Source organism: Streptococcus sp. GMD6S (assembly GCF_000297015.1).
On record NZ_AJRH01000117.1, the window covers coordinates 1 to 1,868 of the forward strand.

Genomic DNA, 1,868 nt, shown 5'->3' on the forward strand with positions numbered 1-1,868 from the left:
GGTCATAACTCCTGCTGCTACTAAACTCACTGCGACAATCATTTTATTTTTCATTTCTTCTTCCTCCATTTCATACTTCAATTATAGTCCTTTGAAGTAAACGGAGCTAGATGCTTCTGTCACTAGGAAATATGACAAATGTCATAAAAAAGAACCGATTTCTCGGTTCTTAAAAATGATTAGTCTGATTCATCGTTTCGTTTCTTTTTACCTAGCAATCCAAGTGTCATGACACCTGCTAGGGTTGTTAGAATTCCTAGATTTTTCAAACCATCTTCTTGACTTCCTGTATTTGGAAGTTGATTTTTTTCTACAGAGATGTTTTGAGTCAATTGATCTGGTTTCGAATCAGGTACTGAAAGTTCTTTTTTATCAGACGGCTTCACTTGCTCTGGAAGTTCTACTACTGTTGGAGTATAGAATCCTGAAATGATATTTCCATTACGGTCTTTACGGATCACTTTCACACCTTTGGATTGTCCTACAAAGTTTACCTCAGGAGTAAAGGTGACGGTGCCATCTGGTGAGATTACATAAGTTCCTTCGCCTGGAACGACTTTTTCAGTTGTTCCATCTTCAAAGGTTGGCGGAACTGTCAGATCGACATCACCTGTAAAGTTTGGTTTACCAGTCTGAGTTTGACCTTTAAGACCTTCTGATGTCGCATCACTCACTTGTGTTTGTCCAAGGACAGTTGGTGTGTAATGAGCAATAACTACATTTCCATACACATCCAGACGTTTCACAACCAATCCTTTAGCTGTACCAACAAAGTCTGGTTCTGGAGTAAAGGTAATTTGACCATCTTTATCAATTGTATAGCTTCCTTCACCCGGAACAACCATAGTCGTGCTGCCATCCTCAAAGGTTGGTGGAACTGTACTATCGATATGTCTTTCAAACGTTGGTGTTGCCACTTGTGGTTGGCCTTTTGCTCCTGTAGAAGTCGTGTCATGACCAGTAGATGGATCTACAACTGTTGGGCGATAGCTTGCAGTAACTGGAGTACCATTCTTATCCTTGCGGACAATCGTTACGCCTGTTCCTTTTCCTACAAAATTAGCTTCTGGAGTGAAGGTGACGATGCCATCTAGTGAGATTGCATAAGTTCCTTCACCTGGAATCACTTTTTCAGTTGTTCCATCTTCAAATGTCGCCGCCACAGTTTCATCGATTGGAACAAGCGGATTACCACCTTCAAATGTTGGCGTACCTGTTTGAACAAGACCCTTAATGTTAACTGAAGAAGTATCTTTACCAGTTGGAGTCACCTTAGTAAACTCTGGGCTGTAAGTCGCAGTAACTGGGGTGCCATTCTTATCCACACGTTTCACTGTAACTGGATCTGGGTTCCCAACAAACTGCTTGTCTGGGGTGAAGGTCACTGTACCATCTGGCGCAATCGTGTAGGTTCCTTGACCTGGAATAGATTTCTCTTTGCTTCCATCTTCGAAGGTTGGCTCAACTGTTTCATCAATTGGAAGCAGTGGGTCGCCACCTTGGAAGCTTGGGGTACCGGTTTGTGGAACACCCTGAGGACCCGTGCTAGTTGCGCTAGTTCCTGTTGGTGTTACTTTCGTAAACTCTGGACTATAAGTTGCAGTAACTGGGGTGCCGTTCTTATCCACACGTTTGACTGTAACTGGAGTTGGGTTTCCGACAAACTGTTTGTCTGGGGTGAAGGTCACTGTGCCGTCTGGTGCAATCGTGTAAGTTCCTTCACCTGGAATAGTCTTCTCTTTGCTTCCATCTTCGAAGGTTGGCTCAACTGTTTCATCGATTGGAACCAGTGGATCGCCACCTTGGAAGCTTGGAGTGCCTGTTTGTGGAACACCCTGAGGACCTGTGCTGGTTGCGTTAGTGCTGGT

The 1,868-nt window shown here is 43.6% G+C and carries 1 pseudogene; it reads right to left on the reverse strand.

Going from position 1 to position 1,868, the window contains the following annotated elements:
- Window positions 1-179 precede the first annotated feature (179 nt).
- Window positions 180-1,868: pseudogene (locus GMD6S_RS08930) on the reverse strand (YSIRK-type signal peptide-containing protein); the annotation flags it as partial.